The sequence below is a fragment of the Rhodococcus ruber genome (assembly GCF_027270735.1).
Taxonomy (GTDB): Bacteria; Actinomycetota; Actinomycetes; order Mycobacteriales; family Mycobacteriaceae; genus Rhodococcoides; species Rhodococcoides rubrum_A.
On record NZ_JAPWIJ010000017.1, the window covers coordinates 12,789 to 39,297 of the forward strand.

Here is a 26,509-nt window from a genome sequence, read left to right on the forward strand (position 1 = left end):
CATCAGCCGCAGGAGTCTCACCGGTAACAATTGGATGTCAGCAGCCTGTCGGTAGGTGCCGTTATGTTCGGTGAGTGTTGATGTCCAGGATCGTCGAAGCCTCCCGTGCCGTAGCCGCGACGCGCTCGCGCAAGGTCAAGATCGAGCAGCTGAGCGCGCTGCTCGCCGAGGCGGAGATCGGTGACATCGAACCCGCTGTTTCGTGGTTGTCGGGGGAGTTGCGGCAGGGTCGAATAGGAGTCGGGTGGCGCACTCTTGCCGATCTCGAGGTCACCTCCGCCGAGGCTTCGACGCTGACGGTGACCGCGGTCGACGATGCGATCTCCGCGGTCGCATCGACCTCGGGGGCGGGATCGGCTGCGCGGCGAGTAGCGCTGTTGACGGACTTGTTCTCACGCTGCACCGCGGAGGAACGGCAGTTCCTGATCAGGCTCGTCACCGGTGAACTTCGTCAGGGGGCGCTCGAGGGAATCATGGTCGACGCAGTCGCTGCCGCCACGAACCTTCCGCAGGCTCCGGTGCGTCGCGCATTCATGCTCTCGGGTCGCCTGTCTGCCACCGCGGTTGCCGCCATCACCGGTGGCGTCGAGGCGCTGGATGCGTTCCGGCTCGAGGTGGGACGCCCGGTCCGCCCGATGCTGGCCTCGCCCGCAGAATCTCTTCGCGCGGCATGGGAGCAACTGGACGGCGACGTCACCGTCGAATACAAGCTCGACGGCGCTCGTATTCAAGTGCACCGTTCCGGAACCGACGTGAGCATCTACACGCGGACCTTGCGAGACATCACTGCGAGCGTGCCCGAGTTGGTGGAACTCGTACTCGCCCTGCCGTGCGACTCGGTAGTACTCGACGGAGAGACCCTCGCGCTCGACGACAGTGGGCGGCCGCGGCCGTTCCAGGAAACGATGAGCCGTTTCGGCGCAGAGAGTGCTCACGAGCTTCTGCTGCAGCCCTACTTCTTCGACTGTCTGCACCTGGACGGAACGGATCTGCTCGATGTGCCCCTCGAAGAGCGACTGGCCGCACTCGAACGAGTGGCACCGGGGCATCGAATCCCCAGCGCCGTTCGCCCCGATGCGGACGGAGCGGCGGCCCAGTTCGACGCTGCGCTCGACGCCGGACACGAGGGCGTCATGCTCAAAGCTCTCGGTGCGCCGTACGCCGCCGGGCGACGCGGAAAGAGCTGGCAGAAGGTCAAACCCGAGCACACGCTCGATCTCGTCGTACTCGGTGCCGAGTGGGGATACGGTCGCCGCACCGGTTTCCTGTCCAACCTTCACCTCGGAGCTCGCGATCCCTACGGCGGCGACCCCATCATGGTCGGGAAGACGTTCAAAGGATTGACCGACGTTCTGTTGCAGTGGCAGACGGACGAATTCCCCAAACACGAGCGAGAGCGCGACGAGCACACCGTGTACCTGCGCCCGGAACTGATCGTCGAAATCGAACTCGACGGCGTGCAGGTGAGCTCGCGCTACCCGGGCGGAGTGGCCCTACGATTCGCGCGCGTGCTGCGATACAGACCCGACAAGAACCTCGGCACCGCAGACACCATCGACGCCGTACGCGCATTGCTCCCGAACTCGAGCTCCTGACCCGGTGGGCACCCCTCTGACGATTAATACATACGAAACCGGGCGAACGATCCCGTAACACGGCGCAAAATATCTTGAGGGTGCAAGCCAGCGAGAGATGGAGTGCCAATGATGTCCACAGTTCGAGCTGCTCTGGTCCAAAGCAAGTGGACCGGTGACAAAGAATCGATGATCGCGGCACACGAGGGGTTTGCTCGGTCCGCCGCCGAGCAAGGCGCGAAAGTCGTCTGTTTCCAAGAACTTTTCTACGGACCGTACTTCTGCCAGTTGCAGGACGCGAAATTCTACGAGTACGCCGAATCGGTACCTGGGCCCACGGTGGACCGCTTTGCCGCACTGGCGAAAGAACTCGGCATCGTGATGATCCTGCCCGTCTACGAGCAGGAGCAGCCAGGTCTTCTCTACAACACTGCGGCCGTGGTCGACGCGGACGGCACTTATCTCGGTAAATACCGCAAGCACCACCTTCCTCACGTCAACGGATTTTGGGAGAAGTTCTATTTCCGTCCGGGAAACCTGGGGTGGCCGGTGTTCGACACCGCCGTCGGCCGCATCGGTGTCTACATCTGTTACGACCGGCATTTTCCCGAAGGATGGCGCGCTCTCGGACTTGCCGGTGCCGAGATCGTGTTCAATCCCTCGGCCACCTCGCGGGGTCTGTCGAATTACCTGTGGAAACTCGAGCAACCGGCCTCGGCCGTCGCGAACGAGTACTACGTCGGTGCGATCAACCGCGTCGGAATCGAATCCGAGTACGGCGACGACGACTTCTACGGCACCAGCTACTTCGTCGATCCCGAGGGCAAATTCGTCGGCGAGGTGGCGTCGGATTCCGAGCCCGAGATCGTCGTTCGAGACCTGGACATGGACTTGATCAAGGTGGTCCGCGACCGGTGGGCCTTCTATCGTGACCGCAGACCCGACGCCTACGGCCCACTGGTGCAACCCTGATGGCCACCACCTTCGTGCACGGTGGAACCGTGGTATCCACCACCGGCGCACAGGAATTGGATGTGTTCATCGACGGTGAGACCATTGTCGCGGTGCTGGCGCCGGGCTCGGTGTCACTGGCCGCGGACCTGAAGACATCTGCAGACGTCGTCATCGACGCCACCGGAAAGTACGTGATTCCGGGTGGCGTCGACGGGCACACCCACATGGAGATGCCGTTCGGCGGCACGTTTGCATCCGACACCTTCGAAACCGGAACGCGCGCAGCGGCCTGGGGTGGTACGACGACCATCGTGGACTTCGCGATTCAAACTCCCGGCCAGCGCGTACAGGACACTCTGGCGCAGTGGCACGAGAAAGCGGCGGGGAAGTGCGCCGTCGACTACGGGTTTCATCAGATCATCGGTGATGTCACCGACGATTCCTTGAAAGCCATGAGCGAGTTGGTTTCCGAGGGTGTCACCAGCTTCAAGCTCTTCATGGCGTACCCGGGCGTGTTCTACTCCGACGACGGTAAGATATTGCGCGCCATGCAATCTGCGGCCGAAACGGGTGCGTTGCTGATGATGCACGCGGAGAACGGCATCGCCATCGACGTGCTCGTGGCGCAGTCGATCGCGCGTGGAGACACCGCTCCGTACTTCCATGGCACGTCGCGGCCGTGGCAACTGGAGGAAGAGGCGACGCACCGAGCCATCATGCTGGCCCACGTCACCGGTGCACCGCTCTACGTCGTACACGTCTCTGCCAAGCAGGCTCTGGAACAGATCGCCCAGGCTCGGGGCAACGGACAGAACGTGTTTGCCGAGACCTGTCCGCAGTACCTCTATCTGTCGCTCGAGGAGCAACTCGGTGCACCGGGCTTCGAGGGGGCCAAGTGGGTCTGCTCGACGCCACTGCGGTCGCGAGCCGAGGGGCATCAGGACGAGTTGTGGCGGTACCTGCGCACAGGAGATGTGGCGACCGTCAGTACCGACCATTGCCCGTTCTGTATGAAGGACCAGAAAGAGATGGGTATCGGCGATTTCTCCAAGATTCCCAACGGAATCGGGTCGGTGGAACATCGGATCGATTTGATGTTCCAGGGTGTGAAGAGCGGAAAGATCACCCTCGAGAAGTGGGTGGACGTCTGTTGCACCACCCCGGCCCGGATGTTCGGCATGTACCCGAAGAAGGGCGTCATCAGCCCCGGAGCAGATGCCGACATCGTGATCTACGACCCGAACGGGCATACCAGTATCGGAGCCGAGAAGACCCACCACATGAACATGGACTATTCGGCGTACGAGGGTTTCGAGATCGACGGCCACGTCGACACCGTGCTCTCCCGCGGGCGCGTCATCGTCGACAGTGGGTCCTATTCCGGCACTGCGGGACACGGCCGCTTCGTTCGCCGCGACCTGTCACAGAATCTGATCTGAGCCATGGACATCGGGGTGGTGCTGCAGTGCAATCCGCCGGCGTCGCGGGTGATCGATCTGGCCAGACAGGCCGAGACGCATGGGTTTTCGCACGTATGGACGTTCGATTCGCATCTGCTGTGGCAGGAACCGTACGTCATCTACAGTCAGATTCTGGCCGCGACGAGGCGCGTGACCGTGGGCCCGATGGTCACCAATCCGGCGACGCGCGATTGGACGGTGACGGCATCGACGTTCGCGACGCTCAACGACATGTTCGGCAATCGAACCGTCTGCGGCATCGGTCGGGGTGATTCCGCGGTCCGCGCCCTCGGAGGGAAGCCGACAACACTTGCCTCGCTTCGAGACTCGATCGAGGTGATACGAAGTTTGGCCAACGGGCGTAGCGCCCGGGTGGGTGAGACGACAGTGCAGTTTCCGTGGGCGGAGCACTCGAAGCTGGAGGTGTGGGTCGCGGCGTACGGACCCAAAGCCCTCGAGCTCACCGGGCAGGTGGCGGACGGCTTCATCCTGCAGTTGGCAGATCCGGATATTGCTGCCTGGACGATCGGCCGAGTGCGTGCTGCGGCAGAGCAGGCGGGCCGCGATCCGGATTCGATCTCGATCTGTGTGGCAGCTCCCGCCTATGTCACCGACGGTACCGAGGCCGGCCTCGAACATGCCCGCGACCAATGTCGGTGGTTCGGCGGGATGGTCGGTAACCACGTCGCCGATATCGTCTCGCGCTACGGCGGCGATGGCGGCGGTGTTCCACAGGCGCTCACCGACTACATCGCGGCGCGTACCGGGTACGACTACAACGAGCACGGACGGGCCGGAAACTCGCACGCCGAGTTCGTTCCGGACGAGGTGATCGACAGATTCTGTCTGCTCGGATCTCCGGCCGATCACATCGCCAAACTGAAGGACCTCGAGACTCTCGGGGTCGATCAGTTCTCGGTGTACCTTCAGCACGACGCCAAAGCCGCGACGCTGGAAGCGTACGGAGAGAGCATCATTCCGCAGATCCGTCCGAGTGTGACGGCGACGTCGTGACGAGTGTTCTCGATCAGGCGGCGGTGATAGCTCCTACTCCCGCCCGCTCGGCGCAAGGACTTCGCCGTCCGGTCATGGCCATGGCCGCAATCGTGGTTTTGCTGGTGTTGTGGGAGCTGGTGAAAGTACTCGTCCCCGAGAACGGGGTGAGTATTGCCGGTGTACGGGTGTTGCCGCGCACCGATGATGGTGCGCTTCCGCATGTGTGGTCGGTGTTGGCGGCGCTGACCGAGCCGGAGGTGAACGTCGCCGGGGCACGCAGTGTCGGTGCCGCAATCGTCTCCAGCGGCCTGTTCACGTTCGGGCTTGCGGTGCTGGGGTTCGCCCTGGGTGCGGTGGTCGGTCTCGTTCTGGCTGTGGTCATGCAACGTTTCGCCTGGGTGGAGCGCTCCGTGTTGCCGTACGTGATCGTCTCGCAGACGGTTCCGCTCATTGCGTTGGCACCGCTCGTCGCGGGCTGGGGCGGGAAGATCGCCATCGGTGGGTACGCCTGGCAGCCGTGGATGAGCATCACCGTCATCGCGTCGTACCTCGCGTTCTTCCCGGTGGCGGTGGGGATGTTGCGCGGGCTACGTGCACCCGACCGGGCGTCCCTGGATCTGATGCACAGTTACGCGGCCGGATGGTGGACCACGCTTCTGCGGCTACGGCTCCCAGCCTCGGTGCCGCACCTGATCCCGTCTCTGCGGCTGGCGGCTGCTGCCGCTGTGATCGGTGCAGTCGTTGCCGAGATCTCGACCGGAACCACCGGCGGTATCGGCAGGCAGATCATCGTGTTTTCGCAACAGGCGACGGGCGACGCGTCTCGTCTGTACGCAGCCGTTCTGGGTGCGGCGGTGCTCGGACTCGTGGTCACCGGATTGGTGGCCCTGCTCGATATCGCTCTTGGCCGATACGCAGGCCGGACTCCTGCACGAAGGGCGGATCGATGACCGTGCATGCCGTTCACGTCGAGAGCGTCGGTAAGACGTTCGATGGGGGAGTGACAGCGCTGGACAGTGTGTCGCTGTCGATCGCTCCCGGCGAATTCGTATCCCTGATCGGACCTTCGGGCTGCGGCAAGTCGACGCTGCTTCGCGTCATCGCAGATCTCGAGCAACCCACCTCCGGTGCGGTGTCGGTGTTCGGTCTGACGGCACGGCAAGCTCGCGTCGAACAGAAGTACGGCATCGCATTTCAACAGGCAGGACTGCTCGATTGGCGAACAGTGCAGTCGAACGTTGCGTTGCCGCTCGAGCTGCACAAGGTGGCCAAACGGGAACGCGCGGATCGGGTACGCGAACTGCTCGAACTCGTGGGACTCACCGATTTTGCGGAGAGCTTCCCCAGCCAGCTGTCCGGCGGCATGCAGCAACGCGTGGCGATTGCTCGTGCATTGGCCCGAACGCCGGGACTGTTGCTGATGGACGAACCGTTCGGCGCACTCGACGAGATGACACGCGAGAAGATGCAGAACGACCTGTTGCGCATAGCCGAGGAGTCGAGCGCAGCAGTGGTGTTCGTGACCCACTCCATTCCCGAAGCCGTGTATCTGTCCGATCGAGTGGTCGTGATGTCTCCGCGGCCGGGGCGGATCGTGGACACGCTCACGATCGACACCTTCGGCTCCGACGGGGACCCACGCGAATCGACGGAATTCTTCGCCGCCATCACCTCGGTTCGGGATGCACTGCACGGGCGCATGATCCGCGGTGCGGACCTCCGATGAAAGTCTGGCTGCCGCCGGTGGTGTTCGGCGTCGTCCTGCTCGGATTGTGGCAGCTGCTGACCGTCGTCGCCGGGGTACCGTCCTTTCTGCTGCCGTCACCGAGTGCGATTGCCGAACAGTTCGCTCGTAACGCCGGCAACATCGGATCGGCAAGTGTGGCAACCGGAACCAACGCGCTGGTGGGATTGATCGCAGGGTCGGTCCTCGGTCTTCTCGCAGCGATGACGGCCGTTCGCCTTCGGATCGTCGACGAACTTCTCACTCCGCTGGCGGCGGGTGCCGCAGCCGTTCCCATCGTCGCCCTCGCCCCGGTGTTCAACTCGATGTTCTCCTCGACCACCGATCTATCGCGCCGCCTCGTCGTGACCATTGTCGTGTTCTTCCCGGTATTCGTCAGTGCGGCAAAAGGACTCCGTCAGGTATCACCGGTGCATCAGGACCTGATGACGTCGTATGCGGTCGGCGGCTGGCAGTTCACACGCATCGTTCGCCTCCCGTCCGCGGTGCCACACATCTTCACCGGGTTGCGGGTTGCTGCTCCGAATGCTGTCATTGCTGCCATCATCTGCGAGTACTTCGGTGGACTGCAGAACGGTTTGGGGTCGCGGATCACCTCCGCCGCGTCGAACACCGCTTACCCCCGGGCATGGGCCTACGTCGTAGGTGCCATCGCAGTCGGGTTGCTCTTCTTTCTGGTCGTTCTCTTGCTCGAGAAGCTCGTGTCCCGCCGTCGTACCTAGGAGAAGTCGAACGTGAAGATCACTCGAACCCCCCGACGCCTGCTGGCCGTCGTCATGGCACTTGCGGTAGTCGCCTCGGCCTGCAGCACCACCACGACCGAAACCGATACCGGTGACGACGGGAACACCACGATCAAGCTGCAATTGCAGTGGTTCAAACAGGGCCAGTTCGCGGGCTATCTGGCGGCCGTCGATCAGGGCTTCTACGCCGAGCAGGGACTGAACGTCGAAATATTGGACGGCGGAACGGATATCGTTCCGCAGACCGTGCTGGCGCAGGGACAGGCCGATTATGCGGTTGCCTGGGTCCCGAAAGCGCTCGCTTCCCGCGAGGCCGGGGCGGGCATCACCGACGTCGCTCAGATTTACCAGAAATCCGGCACATTGCAGGTCTCGTTCGAGGATCAGAACATTGCCTCACCCGCCGACCTTCGCGGCAAGACTGTCGGAAACTGGGGCTACGGCAACGAATTCGAATTGTTCGCCGGCATGACGAAGGCCGGAGTCAGTCCATCCGACGTGACGTTGGTGCAGCAGCAGTTCGACATGAACGGCCTGCTGTCCGGCGATATCGCTGCTGCACAGGCCATGTCGTACAACGAGTACGCACAGCTGCTGGAGACTGTGAACCCGGCGACCGGTGCGCTGTTCACCGCAGACGATTTCAGTTCGCTGAACTGGAACGACGACGGGGTTGCCATGTTGCAGGACGCGATCTGGGCCAATACCGACAAGCTCTCCGACGAGGCGTACCAGGATCAGACCGTCAAATTCCTGGCGGCATCGTTGAAGGGCTGGATCTTCTGCCGAGACAACGTCGAGAAGTGCCGCGACATCACCGTCGCTGCGGGGTCCACACTGGGCGCGAGCCATCAGCTCTGGCAGGTCAACGAAGTCAACAAACTGATCTGGCCGTCGGGTGACGGCATCGGGATGATCGACGAAGCCGCCTGGCAGCAAACCGTCGACATCGCGAAGACCACGAAGAACGCCGAGGGCTCGACGGTGCTCACCGCTGATCCCGATGCCGAGGCCTACACCAACGAGTACGTGGGCAAGGCATTGGATTTGTTGAAGGCCGACGGTGTGGACGTCACCGGAGAGTCGTACGCTCCGATGGAGGTCACACTGGAGGAAGGCGGCAAGTAGATGGATCACGTGTTCTATTCCTGGTCGGCGCAGGCCGAACTGAACCCGATCACCGTCGAGGGTGCCGAGGGGTCGTGGTTCTGGGACGACAAGGGCAACCGATACCTGGACTTCTCTTCCCAATTGGTCAACGTCAATCTCGGGCATCAACACCCCGACGTGGTGGCCGCCATCGTCGAACAGGCCCAGGTTCTGACGACCATTTCTCCGACCGTGGCCAACAACAAGCGCAGTGAACTCGCCGCGTTGATCGCCGAGCGGGCACCGGGTGATCTGAACCGCGTGTTCTTCACGACGGGTGGTGCCGAAGCCGTCGAGCATGCGGTACGGCTGGCGCGACAGCACACCGGGCGTACGAAGATGCTTGCCGCGTATCGCTCGTACCACGGTGGAACCGGCGTTGCGATCGGTCTCACCGGCGAGCCGCGGCGATGGGGCACCGAGCCGACCAATGTCGACGTCGTACGCTTCTTCGGACCGTACCCCTACCGGTCGCCCTGGGGCACAACGACTCCCGAGGACGAAACGGCTGCAGCGCTGGCACACCTCGAACAGGTCATCGTGCTCGAAGGTGCGCAGAACATCGCCGGACTGATCCTCGAATCGGTCATCGGCACCAACGGTGTACTGATCCCGCCGCCCGGATATCTGGCCGGCGTCCGAGCGCTGTGCGACAAGTACGGGATCGTGTACATCGCCGACGAAGTGATGGTCGGGTTCGGGCGAATCGGCGAATGGTTCGCGTGCCAGGCCTGGGATGTGACACCGGATCTGATCACGTTCGCCAAGGGCGTCAACTCCGGATACGTGCCCCTCGGCGGGGTAGTGATCTCGGAGAAGATCGCCTCGCAGTTCGACCACAAGCCCTATCCCGGCGGGCTGACGTACTCCGGCCACGTACTCGGATGTGCGGCCGGAGTTGCGTCGATCGGCGTGTTCGAGCGCGACAAGATCCTTCCGCACGTGCGTCACGTCGGCGAGGACGTACTCGGTGCGGGCCTGTCGAAGCTAGCCGAATCTCACCCGAGCGTGGGCGAGGTGCGCGGAAAGGGGTTCTTCTGGGCCGTCGAACTGGTCAAGGACGGTGAGACGAGGGAACCGCTGGTGCCTTTCGCCGCGTCGGGCAAGGACGCGGCGGCCATGGGCACGGTAACCGCAGCGGCGAAGTCCCGCGGTCTGTGGCCGTTCGTCGCCGGAAATCGACTCCAGATCGCCCCGCCGCTGACGACGTCCGAGGACGAGATTCGTCAGGGACTGGAAATCCTCGACGAGGTACTGACCGTGGCGGACGGGTTCACCGTTTGACTCGGGGTCGTGCGCGGAAACTCGACCCCTGCTACGAGGCAGGAGTGGAGCCTGCGGAACGACCCGAAAACACTGCGCGCACGTGCGGCGCCAGCCGCTCTGCTCAGAGCACAGCACCCGGGTTGAGGATGCCCGCCGGGTCGAGAGCGGTCTTGATGCGGCGGGTGAGTTCCATGACGTCTTCTCCGACTTGATCAGGCAGCCAAGCCTTTTTGAGGCGACCTACGCCGTGTTCTCCGGTGATGGTGCCGCCCAACGAAATTGCCAGATCCATGATCGCTCCGAAGGCGACGTTGGCTCGGCGGGTCATGTCGGGGTCCTCAGGGTCGAACACGATCAGTGGATGCGTGTTGCCATCGCCGGCGTGAGCGATGACGGCGACCAGGACGTCGTACTTCACGGACAGTTCGGCTATTCCGTCGACCAGGGCGGGGAGGGCAGGCAGCGGAACACCGACGTCCTCGAGCAGCAGGCTGCCGAGTCGTTCGACCGCGGGAATGGCGAATCGCCGTGCGGCAGCGAAGGCCTCACCCTCGTCGGGGTCGTCGGTGGTGAAGACATCCGAGGCACCGGCCTCGGTGCACGCGGCCGCCATGATCTCGATTTCGCGCCCCCGATCGGCACCTGGTGAGTCGGACCGAGCGATGAGCATCGCTGCTGCCTCGCGGTCGAGTCCCATGTTCATGGCGTCCTCGACGGCACCGATGGACGCGCGGTCCATGAATTCGAGCATCGACGGCCGCAAGGTACGGGTGATGGCCAGAATCGCAGTCGTCGCATCGTGCACCGACGCGAACGAGGCAACCACGGTGCTGGCCGGAGGTTGTGCCGGGATCAGTCGCAGGGTGATCTCGGTGATGATGCCCAGGGTGCCCTCGGATCCGACGAAGAGCTTCGCAAGTGACAGTCCGGCAACATCTTTCAAGCGTGGTCCGCCGAGCCGAACAGCAGTTCCGTCGGCGAGGACGACCTCGAGTCCGAGAACGTAATCGGTGGTGACGCCGTACTTCACGCAGCACAGCCCGCCGGCGTTGGTGGCCGCATTGCCGCCGATGGAACACATCTCGAACGACGACGGATCCGGCGGGTACCACAGGCCGTGTTCGGCGACTGCCTTCTTGACTTCGGCGTTGAGCAGCCCGGGTTGTACGACGGCGATGCGGGTCACCGGATCGACGGTGATCTCGCGCATCAACTCCGTGGTGAGCACGATTCCGCCGTCGACAGCAGTGGCGCCGCCGGACAATCCCGAACCGGCACCGCGAGGAACGACCGCCACGTTGTGCTCGGTGGCCCAGCGCATGACGGCGCGAACGTCCTCGGTGGACTGCGCGCGGACCACGGCCAGCGGGGTACCTGCGTCGGGGTCCTTGGCCCAATCGCGTCGGTATCCCTCGGTGATGTCCGGGTCGGTGACCACGGCACCGGCAGGAAGCAGGGATTCGAGTTCGCTCAGGCGGGCATCCGCATCTGTCGTCACCGACATCCGGTTCTCCTCACGTCGAAAATATGACCGTCGCCACTCGAGTCTGTCACGGGCGGAAATGATGCGCGGATGGGGGATGTCGTCGAGAAATTGGAGTCACATCAGTAACACCAGCCTCAGGCGTTACCAGATCGATGCGTCGTCGACACGCAATCTTGTAGTTCGCCACGCTAGCGTCCAGCGCAGCGAACCTCGCGCCCCATGTGACGCGAGTCGACAAGGAGGCTGCACCATGATCGATCCCGGAAGTGACTCCTGGAACTACGTGGCGGCGATGTTCTCGTACGAATTTCTCGGTGGGGGAGTCGAATACGACACCATCGAGCGAATCCATCGAGGTGAAATCGACGAGTGGGTTCAGGCCTTGGCGCACTCCGGGCTGTTCGAGAAAGCCACCGTGTCGCATATCGCGGACTCGTGGCGAGCGGCACCGCGCCAGCTGTTCGACATGCTCGTCCTCGATGCGGACGAGATGACGGCACGACGATGCTCCCTGGCGTGGTCGTCACTCGATCGGCTGGCTCCACTGGCCCGCCTGGGTTGATCGGCGTTCAGCCACCCAGAATCCGAGTCCCCGAGTCGTCGACGACGATCGCCTGTTCGTCGGTCAAACCGTGGCAGCGAACACCATCGCGGCGTAAGCGCTGCAGGGTAGCCCAACCCGAATCGTTCTCGTCCAGAACGGAATTCAGGTGGGGGACAATCGAGAAGTCCACCAGATTCAGGCCGTCCCATACCGTGTCTGTGCCGGTGGCGGGTCGAACCTCGCCGGGATCGTCCGCGTCCTCGACTCCGATCAATGACGGAGCCGCCACACACGCACCCGCGCTGTAACCGCCGTAGGCGATGGAGCCCCCTCGAACACGCTCGCTCAGAATTCTGTCTGCGCCCGAGCGGGCGAGCTGGGCGCGCAGGACGAACGTGTTGCCGCCGCGCACCCACACCGCACCGAATCCGTCGAGGGCACGCTCGAAGGCTGCCGGTCGACCCACGTATTCGCGTAGGTCCACCTCTGTCGGTCGATACCCGAGAGCGCGCAACGGGGCGAACTCGCTGAGGAGCGATGAGTCGCGCGCTGCGGTGGGCCACGCGTCCGACGCGTTCGCAATGACGGCGAGATCTGAGGGCGGCCCGGTGAGTTGGACGAAGGCGTCGGAGTGGCCGCCGAATCGGTACGACGACAGGAACAGTTTCACGCCGTCGGTTCTTCGTTCAGCCGAGTCAGCCCGACGCGGACGGCCTCCGCGACTCGATCGGGCTCGCGCAGGCGACGCGTCACGAATCCGGCCGCGAACCGCAGCCGATCACTGTGCCATCGCGGAACCACGTGGAGATGAAGGTGAAAAACCGTCTGAAAGGCGGCCTTGCCGTCGTTGATGACGAGGTTGGCTCCGTCGGCGCGCAGGTCCGAGTGCCGCACTGCGCGCGACAGGGTGTGCCCGACGCGAAACACCTCGGCCGCCGCGTCCGGATGGCTCGAGTTCAGGTCGGTGGCGTGCTCGCGCGGAACGACGAGGAGGTGCCCGCGACTGATCGGCCGAATGTCGAGGAAGGCGACGGTGTGGTCGTTCTCGAACACTCGATGGGCGGGGGCGTCGCCGGCGACGATCGCACAGAAGATGCAAGATTCCACGGGTATCACTGTAGGGTCCGATCATCAGCGATAGGCCTGTGTGACGTGCACCACAAATGCGCGTCCCGTAGTCGGGGAATGCCGAACGGACTCGATTCAGAACGAATCGGACAGAGTTCCGGGTTACCCGCGGTCTGTTTCCTCTGGCTACTATCAGGGACCTTGTGCCTTGTCGCATGGGTTCGTCCACTCGTCGCAAGTTCGGGGCCGTTGGCCGACACGTGGACACCATTCAACGCAGGAAGACGGAGATTTGGATACATCGCAGAGCACTGAGAAGGGTTCGGGATCCACGACGGTCGTCGGTGTGGTCCGGGAATCGGGGGAGGGCGAGCGTCGTGTCGCTCTGGTGCCCAAGATCGTTGCCTCCCTGACGGGCAAGGGCGTCGAGATCGTAGTGGAATCGGGTGCCGGACTCGGCGCTCTGATTCCGGACGAGCTGTACGTTGCAGCCGGAGCGACGATAGGTGATCCATGGTCGGCGGATGTCGTGGTCAAGGTCGCGCCCCCGTCCGATGCCGAGATCGCCAAGCTGACATCGGGTTCGACGCTCATCGGATTCTTGGCACCGCGCAACGCAGACAACAGCATCGGCGCATTGAAGGCCGCAGGAGTGCAGGCCTTCGCTGTGGAAGCGATTCCCCGTATCTCCCGCGCCCAGGTGATGGACGCGCTGTCTTCGCAGGCAAACGTTGCCGGCTACAAGGCCGTGCTGTTGGCTGCCTCGGAATCGACCAGATTCTTCCCGATGTTGACCACCGCCGCAGGCACCGTCAAGCCCGCTACCGTGCTGGTACTCGGAGTCGGGGTGGCGGGTCTGCAAGCGTTGGCCACCGCCAAGCGTCTCGGCGGCCGACCCACCGGGTACGACGTGCGGCCGGAGGTGGCAGATCAGGTTCGATCCGTCGGCGCACAGTGGCTCGATCTGGGAATCGACGCAGCCGGTGAGGGTGGATACGCGCGTGAGCTGACCGAAGGCGAGCGTGTCCAACAGCAGAAGGCGCTCGAAGAAGCCATCAAGGGCTTCGACGTGGTCATCACCACGGCGCTGGTACCCGGCCGACCCGCGCCCCGGTTGGTCACCGCCGCAGCTGTCGAAGGCATGAAGCCCGGCAGTGTCGTCGTCGACCTTGCCGGCGAGACGGGCGGAAACTGTGAACTCACAGAGCCCGGTCAGACCGTCGTCAAGCATGACGTCACCATCTGCTCCCCGTTGAACCTCCCGGCCTCGATGCCCGAGCACGCCAGCGAGCTGTACTCGAAGAACATCTCGGCATTGCTCGAACTCATGTTGGTCGACGGCACGCTCGCCCCCGATTTCTCGGACGAGGTCCTTGCCGGCGCCTGCGTGACACGTGAGAAGGAGAACTGATGTACACCCCGCTGCTCGCGAACATCGCGATCCTGGTGCTCTCCGGGTTCGTCGGCTTCGCGGTGATCTCCAAGGTGCCCAACACCTTGCACACCCCTTTGATGTCGGGAACCAACGCCATCCACGGCATCGTCGTGCTCGGTGCCCTCGTCGTACTCGGCAAGGTCGAGGACCCCTCGATCGGCTTGCAGGTCATTCTGTTCGTCGCGCTGGTGTTCGGAACGGTCAACGTCATCGGTGGATTCGTGGTCACCGACCGCATGTTGTCGATGTTCAAGTCCAAGCCCGTCCCCGCCAAGATCGAGAAGGGGGCTGACTCCTGATGGACAATCTCGTCAACATTCTCTACATCGTCGCCTTCGGCATGTTCATCTACGGGCTGATGGGGTTGACCGGCCCGAAAACCGCCGTACGGGGCAACCAGATCGCTGCGGTCGGTATGTTCATCGCCGTCGCGGCAACATTGATCTCGATCCGCGACACCGGAAACTGGATCCTGATCGTCGTCGGACTCGTCGTCGGCGTCGCGCTCGGAATCCCGCCTGCACGCCGGGTGAAGATGACCGCGATGCCGCAACTGGTGGCGCTGTTCAACGGCGTCGGCGGTGGCACGGTCGCATTGATCGCGTGGGCCGAGTTCCTGGACACGTCCGGGTTCTCGAGCTTCAACCACGGTGAGTCGCCGACGGTACACATCGTCATCGGCTCGCTGTTCGCGGCGATCATCGGTTCGATCTCGTTCTGGGGATCGCTCATCGCATTCCTGAAGCTGCAGGAAACGCTGCCCGGCTCGCCCATCACCATCGGCAAGTTGCAGCAGCCGCTCAATGCCCTGCTGCTCATCGGCGCCGTCGCCGCTGCGGTCGTCATCGGCATCAACGCCACTCCTGGTGGCGGAGTATCGCAGTGGTGGATCGTCGCGGTTCTGGTGCTCGCGGGCATCCTCGGTCTGACGGTGGTGCTGCCGATCGGCGGCGCGGACATGCCGGTGGTGATCTCGCTGCTCAACGCTTTGACGGGCTTGTCGGCAGCGGCCGCCGGTCTGGCGCTGAACAACACGGCCATGATCGTCGCGGGCATGATCGTCGGTGCGTCCGGCACGATCTTGACCAACCTCATGGCCAAGGCGATGAACCGTTCCATTCCGGCGATCGTCGCCGGTGGATTCGGCGGCGGCGATGCTGCTGCCGGTCCGGCCGGTGCAAGCGGCGGAACGGTCAAGGCGACGTCCGCAGCCGACGCGGCGATCCAGATGGCCTACGCCAACCAGGTCATCGTCGTGCCCGGATACGGACTCGCCGTCGCGCAGGCGCAGCACGCGGTCAAGGACATGGCCAAGTTGCTCGAGTCGAAGGGCGTCGAGGTCAAGTACGCCATTCACCCCGTCGCCGGTCGTATGCCCGGGCATATGAACGTGTTGCTCGCCGAGGCCGACGTCGCGTACGACGCGATGAAGGAAATGGACGACATCAACGACGAGTTCTCCCGCACCGACGTCACGTTGGTCATCGGCGCGAACGACGTCACCAATCCGGCTGCGCGCAACGACCCGTCCAGCCCGATTCACGGAATGCCGATTCTGAACGTCGATCAGTCGAAGTCAGTCATCGTCCTCAAGCGGTCGATGTCGTCGGGATTCGCGGGCATCGAGAACCCTCTGTTCTTCGCCGAGGGCACGTCGATGTTGTTCGGTGACGCGAAGAAGTCGGTCTCCGAGGTGACCGAGGAGCTCAAGGCTCTCTAGTTACGACGTCCGCTCCGACCGGGTGGGACGCTTCCGGCATCGATCTCGATGTCAACGGAAGCGTCCCACTTTGCGTTGGACGGCCATGGCCGCCGTATCCAAAGGGTTGCGCGCTTCGCGGGCAGCGGCATCCGGGGAGTAGAGCATGACGATCGAGCATGCGGGCCACCAGACGAAGACGACCAGCAATGCGGTCGCGATCCCGACGATCGATGCGGCACCGGTGATGAGGGCCGCCGCCGCCACCGCAAGTGTCGCCGCGGTACCCAGACCGAGGACCACGGGTCGCCACGCTGAGGAGGCCACCATGGATGCGGCACCGAGCAATGCTGCCGTCGCGACCAGCTGGCCGTAGGGAAGCCCGGTGGACGAGACGGACGATTCAGCGAATTCACGAGCGAGCTCGCCGGTCACCACCGATCCGATGGTGCAGGCGATCACCACCCCGATTCCGTACGGCAGTTTTCGTAGCAGTGCGACCGCGGCGAGGACGGCGACGGCAATCAACACCGTGGTCACGTCGATCGCACCTATCGCGGCGATGGCCAGTGCGGCGACGGGTGTGGCCTCCGCAGACGCAGGCGATGCCATCTGCGGGGTAGAGATCAGCAGTACCAGTAGCGTGCTTGCGGACAAGCCCGACACTGCGGCTCGCGTGACGATTGCTCGTCGACGCGGATGTGCCGAGATACCACCCAGTCCTGCCGTGCTTCCGGTTCGATGGGATCTGCGGATCGGTCCGCTCTCGAGGCTCGACGGTGACATGAGAGCCACAGTGCCCGATCACCCTGAACGCCGCGTGTGAGGAACTCGAGAACGCCCTGATGGTTTCTCGGTAACGTTTCGATCACAGCATCTTTCCACGGCCCGATAGCTGACCTCCTTTGCGAGGATGGTCTCTCGAGGAGCCGGTGCAGGTAGGTAAAGCGGGCTCAATGCGGGCGAGAGGAATGTTTTCGTGCGCAGTAACGGTCTTAGATCCTGAAATCGGTTCGAGCCTCGCCGGGGGCGGATGTCCGTTTCTCGACGGTCGATGTCGGTGCTCGGTGCGGCGTCAGGCCGTCTACCTGGACATAGTTCCGTCCTTGTCCCCGGTCACAGTAATTCGTAACGCGAACTATGACTTCGTTGCAAGGCGTTGATTGGATGGGTCCGACTGTGTGACGATAGTCACATAGTCCAGCTCACCCAGGGCGAGACCGACCGAAAGGGCGTAGTTTCAGCCGCATCGGAAAACCGTATTCCGCCGTTACAGGCAAGTTGGTAACGATCTGAACACGGTCTTCGGACCCGTCGCAGGCGGGTATCGCCACGTATCGGACGCCGAAAACTCGAAGGAGAAGAACATGACCGCAATGTCTCAGGGACAGCTCGATATGGTCCGCGCGTTCTTTTGCAACGAGTTCCAAGCGGACTCGCTCGATCGGTCCGTCATGCCCGAACCTACCGCCGACGCCGTGAGCGAGTGGATCCATGCGTTGGCCACCAGCGGACTCTTCGCCCCGGCCGAGGTGCACAATATTTCGTCGGTCTGGAACGCGGAACCGGACGCACTGGTTGCTTTGCTTGTCGGTGAAGTGGACGAGATTGCCGTCAGGCGTCACGGTGCGTCGGTGCCTGCAGCCGCGATCGCTACTCCGGCGCTGATCTCGGCCTTCGAACGCGCCAGCTGACTCCCGGTGTCTCGGCCCTCGACAGGGCTGCGCTTGGCTACGATCATCCGATTGGATGACGGGAGTCGACGATTTTTTGTCGCGCAGCGAAACGAGGGCACGGATGGGCGTAGTGGGTTTGGACGAAGATGCGGTGTCGACCTGGATCGCAGGATTGGGAATCGGCGCGACGTCCCCGCTGACCTATCGTCGAATCGGAAACGGGCAGTCGAATCTCACGTACGAGGTGCGTGACGCGGGAGGATCCGCCTGGGTTCTTCGCCGGCCACCGCTCGGACACCTGCTGGCCTCGGCGCACGATGTGGTGCGCGAACATCGAATTCTGTCGGGGTTGCAGAACACTGCGGTGCCGGTTCCGAAAATGATTGCGCTCACCGAGGATTCGTCGATCTCCGACGTTCCGCTGGTGCTGATGAGTTTTGTGGATGGTGTCGTGGTCGATTCGGTCGCGGTGGCCGAGCGACTCGACACCGACCACCGTCGCCGAGTCGGGCTCGGTCTGACCGTAGCGCTCGCCGACATTCACCGCGTCGATCTCGAGTCGTCCGGTCTGGCCGACCTGGCAAGCCGCAAGCCCTACGCCGCTCGTCAACTCGCCCGATGGACCAAGCAGTGGGAGTCCTCACGCACCAGGGACGTGCCTGGCATCGATTCTCTCGCAGCCCGACTCGCAGCGGGCATCCCGCAGCAGCACGAAGTGACGTTGGTGCACGGAGATTTTCACCCCAGCAACGTCATCACCGCTCGCGACGACGGTCGAGTCGCTGCGGTCGTCGATTGGGAGCTGTGCACACTCGGGGATCCGCTGGCAGACCTCGGAGGGCTGCTGGCCTACTGGCCACAAGCCGACGATGGGGTGGCGGGCCCGTTCATGGCGTCGACATTGCCGGGATTCCCCACCAGGGCCGAGCTCGTCGAGTCGTACGCTCAGCACACGGGACGCGATGTCTCCGACGTCGGATTCTGGCAGGTGTTGGCGCTGTGGAAGCTTGCAATCATCGCCGAAGGTGTCATGCGCCGAATGGAAGCGGACTCACGGAACAGAGCGATCGCGGGCGGGCCCACCACGACTCTCATCGACGACATCGTCACCCGTGCGGTGAACACCGCTGACGACATCGGCCTGTAGAACCGTCAGCCTGTCGAGGTTCCGATCACCAGAGTGCGTGCTGCGCTTTCGATCTCGGGTGGGATCGCGACCGGTCTGCGCGTGACGCCGTCGACGTAGACGTGCACGAAACGGCCCCGGGCTGCCAGTTCCAGCGCATCGTCCTCGGCTTCCCGGAACAGCGCGAGCGAGTACACGATGCTGCGTGTACCCAACTTCTCGACGGCCAGGCCGACCTGAAGGCGATCCGGAAAACTCAACTCGGACAGGTAACGACACGACGTTTCCGCCACCACGCCGATCGCCGAGAGTTCTCGAATGTCCACACCCGTCGTCTTCATCAACCAGCCGTTGACGGCAGTATCGAAGTACGCGTAGTAGGTGACGTTGTTGACGTGGCCGTAATGGTCGTTGTCGTCCCACCGCGTCGGCACCGGCCACAATGCCGGAAAATCCGACGCACGAGACAACTCCGCGCTTTCGTTCACCTGATCCGCCATGAACGAGACACTAGCCAGTCTCCTCGGGCGCGGTAGCGATCGGGGACTGCCGTCGCAGGATCACCCGCACCGCGAGTCCGACCACCAACGCCCAGAATGCGGATCCGATTCCTGCGAACGTCAGGCCGGACGCGGCAACGAGGAACGTCAGAACGGTCGCTTCGCGGTCCGCCGCATGTTCGAGCGCCCCGAACAGGGACGCCGCGAGGGTCCCCAGCAGCGCAAGTCCGGCAACGGTTTCCACCACTCCGGCAGGTGCTGCGGCCACCAGAGTAGCCAGAGCCGTGGCCAGCAGCGCGAGCACCAGATACGAGCAACCGGCGGAGAACGCCGCGATCCATCGCCGCTTCGGATCCGGATGTGCAGCGGGATCGGCCGACAGCGCCGCACTGATCGCGGCGAGATTGATCGTGTGACCGCCGGCGAATGCACCCAGAACGGTCCCGGTTCCGGTGACCGTCATCGACGCACGCCACGGGATTCGGAATCCGAACGACGCCATGACCGTGGTGCCAGGAATGTTCTGCGACGCCATCGTGACGATGTACAGCGGCACCGCGATCCCTATCGTGGCCTGCCAGGTCCAGTGCGGAACCGTCCAGTCGATTCCGGGAACGAGATCCGACGTCGCGATCGAGGTGCCGCTGCCGATCAAGTCTGCGGCGATGACAGCGGCCGCTGCAACGAACGCTGCGGGTACTGCCCAGCGGGTGCTGAAACGGAGAACGACGAGCCAGACGACCGCTACCGGCGCTATCAGTGCGGGGGAGTCGGCGAAGGCAGCCACCGGTGCCGAGCACAGGGGTAGAAGAACCCCGGCCAACATCGCCTGGGCAAGAGGTACCGGAATTTTCGAGACCAGCGCGCCCAGTCTGGGCCACAGGCCCGTCAGGACGATCAGAACGCCGACCGTGACGAACGCACCCACGGCGGCGGGCCACCCTCCCGCCACGACGCCGGTCCCGGCCAGCAGCGCCGCGCCGGGCGTCGACCACGCCAAGGTGATGGGCTGTCGGTATCGGCGGGCCAGCCACATCATGCCGACGGCCTGCGTCACGCACAGCGCCGACAATCCCGAGGCCGCCTCTGTCGGGCTGGCACCCACGGCCCGCAGGCCGGTCAACACGACGGCGAAGGAGCTCGTGAAGCCCACCAGCGAGGCCACGATTCCGGCACTGATGGGGGTCGAAAGTGGCGTCGGCCTCTCGGCGGAATCGGCGGTGGTCACGAGTGTCGATCATGCACGGTGGGGCGCGGTCTGTCGCATCTTTTCCCAGTGGACCGAGGCCGCTGGGTTCCTCGGGTAGCGGAATGCTGTCGAGGTGGTGCCGCCGTCGCGTAGTCTTCGGTTGGACCGGACCAGTCCGTACCGCTGGCTCGGCGATTGACCGAAAGGCCGGCGCAGTGGTGATGCCCGTACATCTGAGGGACAGTCAGGTCCCGAAACATGAACAGTTGCGCGCAATTCTGTTGCACCGCTGCACCAAGGAGCTTCAGCCCGGCGATCTGATGCCGAGCGAGCGGAAGCTGATGGAGGACTACGGAGTCAGCCGCATCACCGTCAGGGAAGCGATCGGTCAACTCGTCAACGACGGACACCTGGTGCGCGTGCGAGGTAAAGGCACGTTCGTGGCCAGTCGTACCGTGCAATCTCGTCTGCACCTGGCTTCGTTCTCGGAGGAGATGCGCGCACAGGGTCTGACACCGACGACCGTGGTGCTCTTTGCCCGGCTCGAAAACCCCTCGGCGGCAACAGTTCGTGCCCTCGGCCTGGCCGACGGGGAGCAGACCTACCACGTCAAGCGCCTACGATTGGCCGACGCGGAGCCGGTGAGCGTCGATGACGGGTGGTTTCGTGCGGCGCTGCTTCCCGGTTTGATCGAACACGATCTGAGCAGATCCGTCTACGAGGCCGTGCACACCCACTACGGCTTGACCATCGACCGGGCCGAACAGACCGTCAAAGCGACCGCGGCCGACAGTGATACGGCGACCCTGCTGGGAACCAAGCGTGGTGCGCCGGTGCTGTACTTCGACCGAGTCTCCTTCAGCGGTGACGAGCCGCTCGAACACACGGAGAGCTGGTACCGATGCGATCGATACCAGCTGTCGATGGAGGTGGAAGGGCGGCGACGCACCACGCCGCGTCGGTGAGATCAGGGCAGCTCGAACAGGGGATCACCGGTCGCCACGTCTGTGCCGATGTGCGCGCTCGTGATCGAATCCGGTTTCGAGTCCATCAGGACGACCGGCACGACATCGGAGTAACCCGCTGCTGCGATCGCGGCAGGGTCGTAGGTGACGACGAGATCGCCTGCCTGCACTCGATCTCCCTCGGCTGCAACGAGATCGAAGCCTTCACCTTTCATCTTCACGGTGTCGATACCGATGTGTACAAGTACGCCCGCCTTGTCGTCGGTGAAGACGACGAACGCGTGCGGATGAAGCTTGAGTATCTTGCCTGCGACCGGAGAACGAACCTCGACGCGACCGTCGCTCGCGGCCGGCCGCAGTGCAACACCGGAACCCACCATCTGCGCGGAGAACACCGGATCGGGCACCTCACCAAGCGAGATCACTTGGCCGGCAACGGGGCTGAGGATCAGCTGGGCGTCGTTCACAGAATGTCTGCGATATCTTCTGCGAGCGTATCCGCTTCGGGGCCGACGATGACCTGAACGGCAGTGCCCTTGTGGAACACCCCATGGGCGCCCGCCGCTTTGAGTGCAGCCTCGTCCACCAGCGAGCCGTCCTTCACTTCGGTGCGAAGCCGAGTGATGCACGCTTCGATCTCGACGATGTTGTCGGCACCGCCGAGGCCCTTCACGATCGCGTCCGCCTTGGACATGTTCTGTTCCTACTCTCTTCTCGGCTGCGATCCTGTCGGCTGGATCACAAGTCTGGGTTGACACGAGCTTGCCACCTGGTCAAACTACAACTGGTAATGACCGGACAGTACCCCTGATGGCACTCGGTCACAACAGCGAAATCCGCCCTCGAAGGATCAGCCTCGAAGAGAAGGTCGCCATGACCCCGAAGAACACGGACTCGGTCGATACCGAGCCGAAGAAGGACTCCCGTTCATTGGCCGGGCTGCAACGGTTCGGTCGCAGTCTCATGCTTCCCATTGCCGTTCTGCCTGCTGCAGGAATCTTGCTGCGGCTCGGCCAAGACGACTTGTTGGGCAGATTCAGCGCGCTGGAGACCGCCGCCGCCGTCATCTCGGCCGCCGGTCAGGCTGTGTTCACCTGGCTTCCCCTGATCTTCGCCGTCGGTATAGCGATCGGCTGGGCCAAGAAGTCGGACGGCTCGACAGCGTTGGCTGCGGTCGTGGGATACATGGTGATGAACGGTGTCTTCACGGCGATGTCGCCGGTGGTGCTCGACGGCAAGGTCGATGCCAACGGTGACCCGGCGGTGATCGATTACGGCGTTCTCGCGGGCATCGTCATCGGTCTGCTCTCGGCTATCCTCTGGCAGCGGTTCTACCGTCAGAAGTTGCCCGATTATCTCGGGTTCTTCAGCGGCCGTCGGCTTGTGCCGATTCTGACAGCGATCACCGGTCTCGTTGTTGCCGTTGTCATGTCGTTCGTCTACCCGCTCTTCTACAGTGCGCTCAACTGGGTCGGCAACACCGTGGCCGACCACAGCGTGGTGGGCAGCGGCATATACGGATTCGCCAACCGCATGCTGATTCCGACCGGACTGCACCACATTCTGAATTCCGTGGTCTGGTTCCTCGTCGGCGACTACCAGGATGCGAGCGGCCAGCTGGTGCGCGGCGACCTCAACCGGTTCTTCGCCGGCGACCCCTCCGCTGGAGTGTTCATGACCGGGTTCTTCCCGATCATGATGTTCGCACTTCCCGCTGCGGCATTCGCGATCTACCGCAATGCCAAGCCGTCGCAGAAGAAGATCGTCGGTGGAATCATGTTGTCCACCGGCCTGACTGCCTTCGTCACCGGAATCACCGAGCCGCTCGAGTACTCGTTCATGTTCGTCGCCTGGCCGCTCTACATCATTCACGCAGTCCTGACCGGAACCTCGATGGCGCTGACCAATGCCCTCGGAATACACGACGGATTCTTCTTCTCCGCCGGTGGCATCGACTATCTGCTGAACTACGGAATCGCTACCAAGGCATGGCTGCTGATCCCCATCGGCCTCGTGTACGCGGTGATCTACTACTTCCTGTTCAGCTTCGTCATCAAGAAGTGGAACTTGCGTACCCCAGGCCGTGAGGACGATGTGGTTGCGGAACCGACCCAGGCATGACCGATCCGACCGATCCGACCGAGACGACGCTGCGAGGTCGGGTCGTCACAAGTGAGGAGGTCATCGAGGACGGCGTGGTTGCACTGACGGGAGATCGGATCTCGTGGGTCGGGCCGACTCGGCTCTGGGCGGGAGATGCAGTGTCGCAATCCGATTCGACCATCCTGCCGGGTCTGGTCGATGTACACTGCCACGGCGGCGCGGGGGCGTCGTTCCCCGATTCCGCACCCGCCGATCTCCTGACAGCGGTGCGTCACCACCGATCCCGCGGCACCACGACGATGCTTGCCTCGCTGGTGTCGGCACCGCCCGAACGGCTGATCGACCAGACGTCGCTGCTGGCCGAGCTGTACGAGTCCGGTGACATCGCCGGGGTACACGTCGAGGGTCCGTTTCTGTCGTACGCCCGTTGCGGCGCGCAGGATCCGGGTTCGCTCCGCCGCGGTGATACGGGTCTGCTGGCGGACATCATCGGAGCGGGCAGGGGAGCGGTCCGGTCGATGACTCTCGCACCCGAGGTCGACGGGTTCGCGTCCGTTGCGGAGATGCTGAGAGAGAACGGCATCGTGCCGAGCATCGGGCACACGGACGCCGACGCTCTCACCACCCGGAGGGGTATCGACACGCTCGGGAGCGGACCTATCACGGCCACGCACCTGTTCAACGGAATGCCGACCTGGCACCACCGAGCACCGGGGCCGGTGAGCGAATGCTTGGCATCCGCTGCGCGCGGAGGCATGGTGCTCGAATTGATCGGGGACGGAGTGCATCTCGCCGACGAGACGGTGCGCGCGGTGTTCGATCTCGTCGGTGGTGCGCAGATCGCGCTGGTGTCCGACGCGATGGCCGCCGCCGGTATGGCCGATGGCCGCTATCGACTAGGGCCACTGGACGTGACTGTCCATCACTCGGTCGCACGATTGTCTCGTGACACCGATCCCGATACAGCACCGATCGCGGGTGGCACCGCGACGGTGTTGGACCTGGTGCGCCGGGCCGTGCAGGACGCCGGTGTGTCGTTGGTCGAGGCAGTGCGGGCGGGGTCGTCGACACCGGCGGCGTTGATCGGTCTGGGTTCGGATATCGGCCGTCTACAGCAGGGAATGCGAGCCGACGTGTTGGTGGTCGACGCGACATTCGAGCCGGTGCAGGTCATCAGGGGCGGAATCGCGACAGAGGAGGAAAGCTAGATGGAGATCGTGATCCTCGACGGGGTGGACGCGGTGGATCGAACGGCCGCCGACATCGTCGAGCGCACAGTTCGATCAACCCACGTATCGATCCCCGTTCTGGGTTTGGCGACCGGATCCACTCCGGTGGGTACCTATCGCGAATTGGCGAGACGTCATCGCGAGGAGGGCTTGTCCTTCTCGCACTGTCGAGCGTTTCTGCTCGACGAGTACATCGGTCTCGCGAGAAGTGCGGAGCAGTCGTACTTTTCGTTCATTCGCGAGAACTTCGTCGACCACGTCGATCTGGACGACGCCGCGGTGTTCTCGCCCGACGGCGAAGCGCACGACATCGCGGCGGAGGCGCAGCGGTACGACGCGGCGATCGCTGCCGCCGGTGGCATCGATGTTCAGATCCTGGGAATCGGGACGGACGGGCACATCGGCTTCAACGAGCCCGGGTCCTCGTTGCGGTCCAGGACCCGGGTGAAGACGCTGACCGAACAGACCCGTACCGACAATGCTCGATTCTTCGACTCGCCCGAGGCTGTGCCGCATCACGTACTGACGCAAGGTCTCGGCACCATCGACGAAGCGCGTCACCTCGTCTTGATCGCGACGGGCGAGTCGAAGGCAGAAGCGGTGGCTGCGGCTGTCGAGGGACCGTTGTCGGCGCACTGCCCGGCGTCGGTGATTCAGTGGCACCCCCACGTCAGCGTGCTGTTGGACGACGCTGCGGCGTCGTCGCTGGCTCTCGCGGAGTACTACCGCTACGCCTACGCGAACAAGCCCCGGTGGCAACACTTGTGAATCAGCTGCGGGCGAACTCCGATGCGCGGGCGATCTGCTCGTCCGACGGCCGAACCCCGGTGTAGAGAACGAATTGCTCTGCCGCTTGCAGGGCGATGACCTCGGCACCGGTGATCACGGGCTTGTTCGCCGCTCGGGCTGCCACGATCAGCGGCGTCTCGGACGGCATGGCGACGACGTCGAACACGGACTGCGCCGCACCGATCTGTTCGTCGGTGAACGGAGTGGACTCGGCATCGGGACCCCCGGCCATCCCGACCGGGGTGACGTTCACCAACAGGTCCGCCGCCACTGCCTCGGCAGACCACTCGTAGCCGTAGGTCTCGGCAAGGGCCGGGCCGGTGCCCGCGTTACGGGCGACGACGGTACCGCGGGTGAAACCCGAATCCCGCAGTGCTGCAACGACAGCCTTCGCCATACCGCCGCTGCCGGCGACGGCCACCGAGAAATCGGGCGACACGGAATGGGTCGCCAGCAGGTTGGCTACGGCCTGATAGTCCGTGTTGTAGGCGTGCAGAACGCCGCCCTCGTTGACGATGGTGTTGACGGATTCGATTGCGCTCGCCGACCCGTGCATCACGTCGACCAGCTCGATGACGTCTTCCTTGAACGGCATGGAGACGGCGCAGCCTCGAATACCCAGAGCGCGAACGCCACCCACGGCGGCGGCAAGGTCGGTGGTGGTGAAAGCCTTGTACACGAAGTCGAGGCCCAACTCGTCGTACAGATAGTTGTGGAAGCGTGTTCCGAAGTTGCTCGGTCGGCCGGACAGAGACATACAGAGCTGGGTCTCACGGTTGAGAAAGCTGCGCGACGGTGCCGTTGACATTGGCTC

The 26,509-nt window shown here is 63.6% G+C and carries 28 protein-coding genes; 19 read left to right on the plus strand and 9 right to left on the minus strand.

The window, feature by feature from the left end; translation table 11 throughout:
- Positions 1-74: 74 nt before the first annotated feature.
- From O4220_RS26100 to O4220_RS26140, 9 genes are all read left to right on the plus strand, one after another.
- Positions 75-1,595, plus strand: coding sequence for an ATP-dependent DNA ligase (locus O4220_RS26100; RefSeq protein ID WP_269608460.1), 1,521 nt, complete (start codon positions 75-77; stop codon positions 1,593-1,595).
- 111 nt (positions 1,596-1,706) lie between these two features.
- On the plus strand, positions 1,707-2,546 hold the full coding sequence (locus O4220_RS26105; protein ID WP_269608519.1) for a nitrilase-related carbon-nitrogen hydrolase: 840 nt from the start codon (positions 1,707-1,709) through the stop codon (positions 2,544-2,546).
- Entirely contained in the window at positions 2,546-3,967 is a 1,422-nt protein-coding gene (hydA, locus tag O4220_RS26110; protein WP_269608461.1) for a dihydropyrimidinase, read from the plus strand. The genes O4220_RS26105 and hydA overlap by 1 nt, the downstream gene beginning before the upstream one ends.
- Positions 3,968-3,970: 3 nt before the next feature.
- Positions 3,971-5,002, plus strand: coding sequence for a TIGR03842 family LLM class F420-dependent oxidoreductase (locus O4220_RS26115; RefSeq protein ID WP_269608462.1), 1,032 nt, complete (start codon positions 3,971-3,973; stop codon positions 5,000-5,002).
- Positions 4,999-5,934 (plus strand): ABC transporter permease, encoded by a 936-nt coding sequence (locus tag O4220_RS26120; protein WP_269608463.1) that lies wholly within the window; start codon positions 4,999-5,001, stop codon positions 5,932-5,934. Before O4220_RS26115 ends, O4220_RS26120 begins: the two co-directional genes overlap by 4 nt.
- A complete protein-coding gene (locus tag O4220_RS26125) occupies positions 5,931-6,710 on the plus strand; it encodes an ABC transporter ATP-binding protein (protein WP_269608464.1) in 780 nt (259 codons plus the stop codon). The genes O4220_RS26120 and O4220_RS26125 overlap by 4 nt, the downstream gene beginning before the upstream one ends.
- A complete protein-coding gene (locus O4220_RS26130) occupies positions 6,707-7,450 on the plus strand; it encodes an ABC transporter permease (protein ID WP_269608465.1) in 744 nt (247 codons plus the stop codon). The genes O4220_RS26125 and O4220_RS26130 overlap by 4 nt, the downstream gene beginning before the upstream one ends.
- A gap of 12 nt (positions 7,451-7,462) precedes the next feature.
- Complete coding sequence (locus tag O4220_RS26135; protein ID WP_269608466.1) at positions 7,463-8,599, plus strand: ABC transporter substrate-binding protein; 1,137 nt, start codon at positions 7,463-7,465, stop codon at positions 8,597-8,599.
- Positions 8,600-9,904, plus strand: coding sequence for an aspartate aminotransferase family protein (locus O4220_RS26140; protein WP_269608467.1), 1,305 nt, complete (start codon positions 8,600-8,602; stop codon positions 9,902-9,904).
- 103 nt (positions 9,905-10,007) lie between these two features.
- Here O4220_RS26140 and O4220_RS26145 read toward each other — a convergent pair whose 3' ends face one another.
- Positions 10,008-11,390, minus strand: coding sequence for an FAD-binding oxidoreductase (locus O4220_RS26145; protein WP_269608468.1), 1,383 nt, complete (start codon positions 11,388-11,390; stop codon positions 10,008-10,010).
- 232 nt (positions 11,391-11,622) lie between these two features.
- On the opposite strand from O4220_RS26145, the gene O4220_RS26150 reads away from it, so the two are divergent.
- The gene (locus O4220_RS26150; RefSeq protein ID WP_032378924.1) at positions 11,623-11,934 is read left to right on the plus strand and encodes a hypothetical protein; all 312 of its coding nucleotides are present in this window, start codon (positions 11,623-11,625) and stop codon (positions 11,932-11,934) included.
- A gap of 7 nt (positions 11,935-11,941) precedes the next feature.
- Here the strand turns inward: O4220_RS26150 and O4220_RS26155 are convergent, their stop codons facing one another.
- Positions 11,942-12,586 (minus strand): Type 1 glutamine amidotransferase-like domain-containing protein, encoded by a 645-nt coding sequence (locus tag O4220_RS26155; RefSeq protein ID WP_269608469.1) that lies wholly within the window; start codon positions 12,584-12,586, stop codon positions 11,942-11,944.
- Entirely contained in the window at positions 12,583-13,023 is a 441-nt protein-coding gene (locus tag O4220_RS26160; protein WP_269608470.1) for an HIT family protein, read from the minus strand. The genes O4220_RS26155 and O4220_RS26160 overlap by 4 nt, the downstream gene beginning before the upstream one ends.
- A 253-nt stretch (positions 13,024-13,276) precedes the next feature.
- On the opposite strand from O4220_RS26160, the gene O4220_RS26165 reads away from it, so the two are divergent.
- From O4220_RS26165 to O4220_RS26175, 3 genes are read left to right on the plus strand one after another with little or no spacing between them, the layout of a single operon-like run.
- Positions 13,277-14,395: a Re/Si-specific NAD(P)(+) transhydrogenase subunit alpha gene (locus O4220_RS26165; protein WP_269608471.1), complete on the plus strand. Its 1,119-nt coding sequence runs from the start codon at positions 13,277-13,279 to the stop codon at positions 14,393-14,395.
- On the plus strand, positions 14,395-14,718 hold the full coding sequence (locus O4220_RS26170; protein ID WP_269608473.1) for an NAD(P) transhydrogenase subunit alpha: 324 nt from the start codon (positions 14,395-14,397) through the stop codon (positions 14,716-14,718). The genes O4220_RS26165 and O4220_RS26170 overlap by 1 nt, the downstream gene beginning before the upstream one ends.
- Entirely contained in the window at positions 14,718-16,139 is a 1,422-nt protein-coding gene (locus O4220_RS26175; RefSeq protein WP_269608474.1) for an NAD(P)(+) transhydrogenase (Re/Si-specific) subunit beta, read from the plus strand. Before O4220_RS26170 ends, O4220_RS26175 begins: the two co-directional genes overlap by 1 nt.
- A gap of 51 nt (positions 16,140-16,190) precedes the next feature.
- On the opposite strand, the gene O4220_RS26180 is transcribed toward O4220_RS26175, so the two are convergent.
- On the minus strand, positions 16,191-16,904 hold the full coding sequence (locus tag O4220_RS26180; RefSeq protein WP_269608475.1) for a hypothetical protein: 714 nt from the start codon (positions 16,902-16,904) through the stop codon (positions 16,191-16,193).
- A 581-nt stretch (positions 16,905-17,485) separates the two neighbouring features.
- Here O4220_RS26180 and O4220_RS26185 point away from each other — a divergent pair.
- Together O4220_RS26185 and O4220_RS26190 are read left to right on the plus strand one after the other, a co-directional pair.
- Positions 17,486-17,812, plus strand: coding sequence for a hypothetical protein (locus tag O4220_RS26185; protein WP_269608476.1), 327 nt, complete (start codon positions 17,486-17,488; stop codon positions 17,810-17,812).
- Between the two features lie 103 nt (positions 17,813-17,915).
- Positions 17,916-18,941, plus strand: a complete 1,026-nt coding sequence (locus tag O4220_RS26190) for a phosphotransferase family protein (protein ID WP_269608477.1) — start codon at positions 17,916-17,918, stop codon at positions 18,939-18,941.
- Positions 18,942-18,946: 5 nt separating this feature from the next.
- Here O4220_RS26190 and O4220_RS26195 read toward each other — a convergent pair whose 3' ends face one another.
- Entirely contained in the window at positions 18,947-19,420 is a 474-nt protein-coding gene (locus O4220_RS26195) for an acyl-CoA thioesterase (RefSeq protein WP_269608478.1), read from the minus strand.
- Between the two features lie 10 nt (positions 19,421-19,430).
- A complete protein-coding gene (locus O4220_RS26200) occupies positions 19,431-20,648 on the minus strand; it encodes a benzoate/H(+) symporter BenE family transporter (RefSeq protein ID WP_269608479.1) in 1,218 nt (405 codons plus the stop codon).
- Between the two features lie 179 nt (positions 20,649-20,827).
- Here O4220_RS26200 and O4220_RS26205 point away from each other — a divergent pair, with 179 nt between their 5' ends.
- Positions 20,828-21,574 (plus strand): GntR family transcriptional regulator, encoded by a 747-nt coding sequence (locus O4220_RS26205; protein ID WP_269608520.1) that lies wholly within the window; start codon positions 20,828-20,830, stop codon positions 21,572-21,574.
- 2 nt (positions 21,575-21,576) lie between these two features.
- On the opposite strand, the gene O4220_RS26210 is transcribed toward O4220_RS26205, so the two are convergent.
- Together O4220_RS26210 and O4220_RS26215 are read right to left on the minus strand one after the other, a co-directional pair.
- The gene (locus O4220_RS26210; RefSeq protein ID WP_269608480.1) at positions 21,577-22,041 is read right to left on the minus strand and encodes a PTS sugar transporter subunit IIA; all 465 of its coding nucleotides are present in this window, start codon (positions 22,039-22,041) and stop codon (positions 21,577-21,579) included.
- Complete coding sequence (locus O4220_RS26215) at positions 22,038-22,268, minus strand: PTS glucose/sucrose transporter subunit IIB (RefSeq protein WP_269608481.1); 231 nt, start codon at positions 22,266-22,268, stop codon at positions 22,038-22,040. Before O4220_RS26215 ends, O4220_RS26210 begins: the two co-directional genes overlap by 4 nt.
- 179 nt (positions 22,269-22,447) lie before the next feature.
- Between O4220_RS26215 and O4220_RS26220 the strand changes: the two genes are divergently transcribed.
- Genes O4220_RS26220 through nagB form a run of 3 tightly spaced genes read left to right on the plus strand, consistent with a single transcriptional unit; the run spans position 22,448 to position 25,674 of the window.
- Positions 22,448-23,695, plus strand: coding sequence for a PTS transporter subunit EIIC (locus tag O4220_RS26220; RefSeq protein WP_052065898.1), 1,248 nt, complete (start codon positions 22,448-22,450; stop codon positions 23,693-23,695).
- Positions 23,692-24,885, plus strand: a complete 1,194-nt coding sequence (locus O4220_RS26225; protein WP_269608482.1) for an N-acetylglucosamine-6-phosphate deacetylase — start codon at positions 23,692-23,694, stop codon at positions 24,883-24,885. Before O4220_RS26220 ends, O4220_RS26225 begins: the two co-directional genes overlap by 4 nt.
- Complete coding sequence (gene nagB / locus O4220_RS26230) at positions 24,886-25,674, plus strand: glucosamine-6-phosphate deaminase (RefSeq protein ID WP_269608484.1); 789 nt, start codon at positions 24,886-24,888, stop codon at positions 25,672-25,674.
- A gap of 1 nt (position 25,675) precedes the next feature.
- On the opposite strand, the gene O4220_RS26235 is transcribed toward nagB, so the two are convergent.
- Positions 25,676-26,503: a shikimate 5-dehydrogenase gene (locus tag O4220_RS26235; RefSeq protein WP_269608485.1), complete on the minus strand. Its 828-nt coding sequence runs from the start codon at positions 26,501-26,503 to the stop codon at positions 25,676-25,678.
- Between the last annotated feature and the right edge of the window lie 6 nt (positions 26,504-26,509).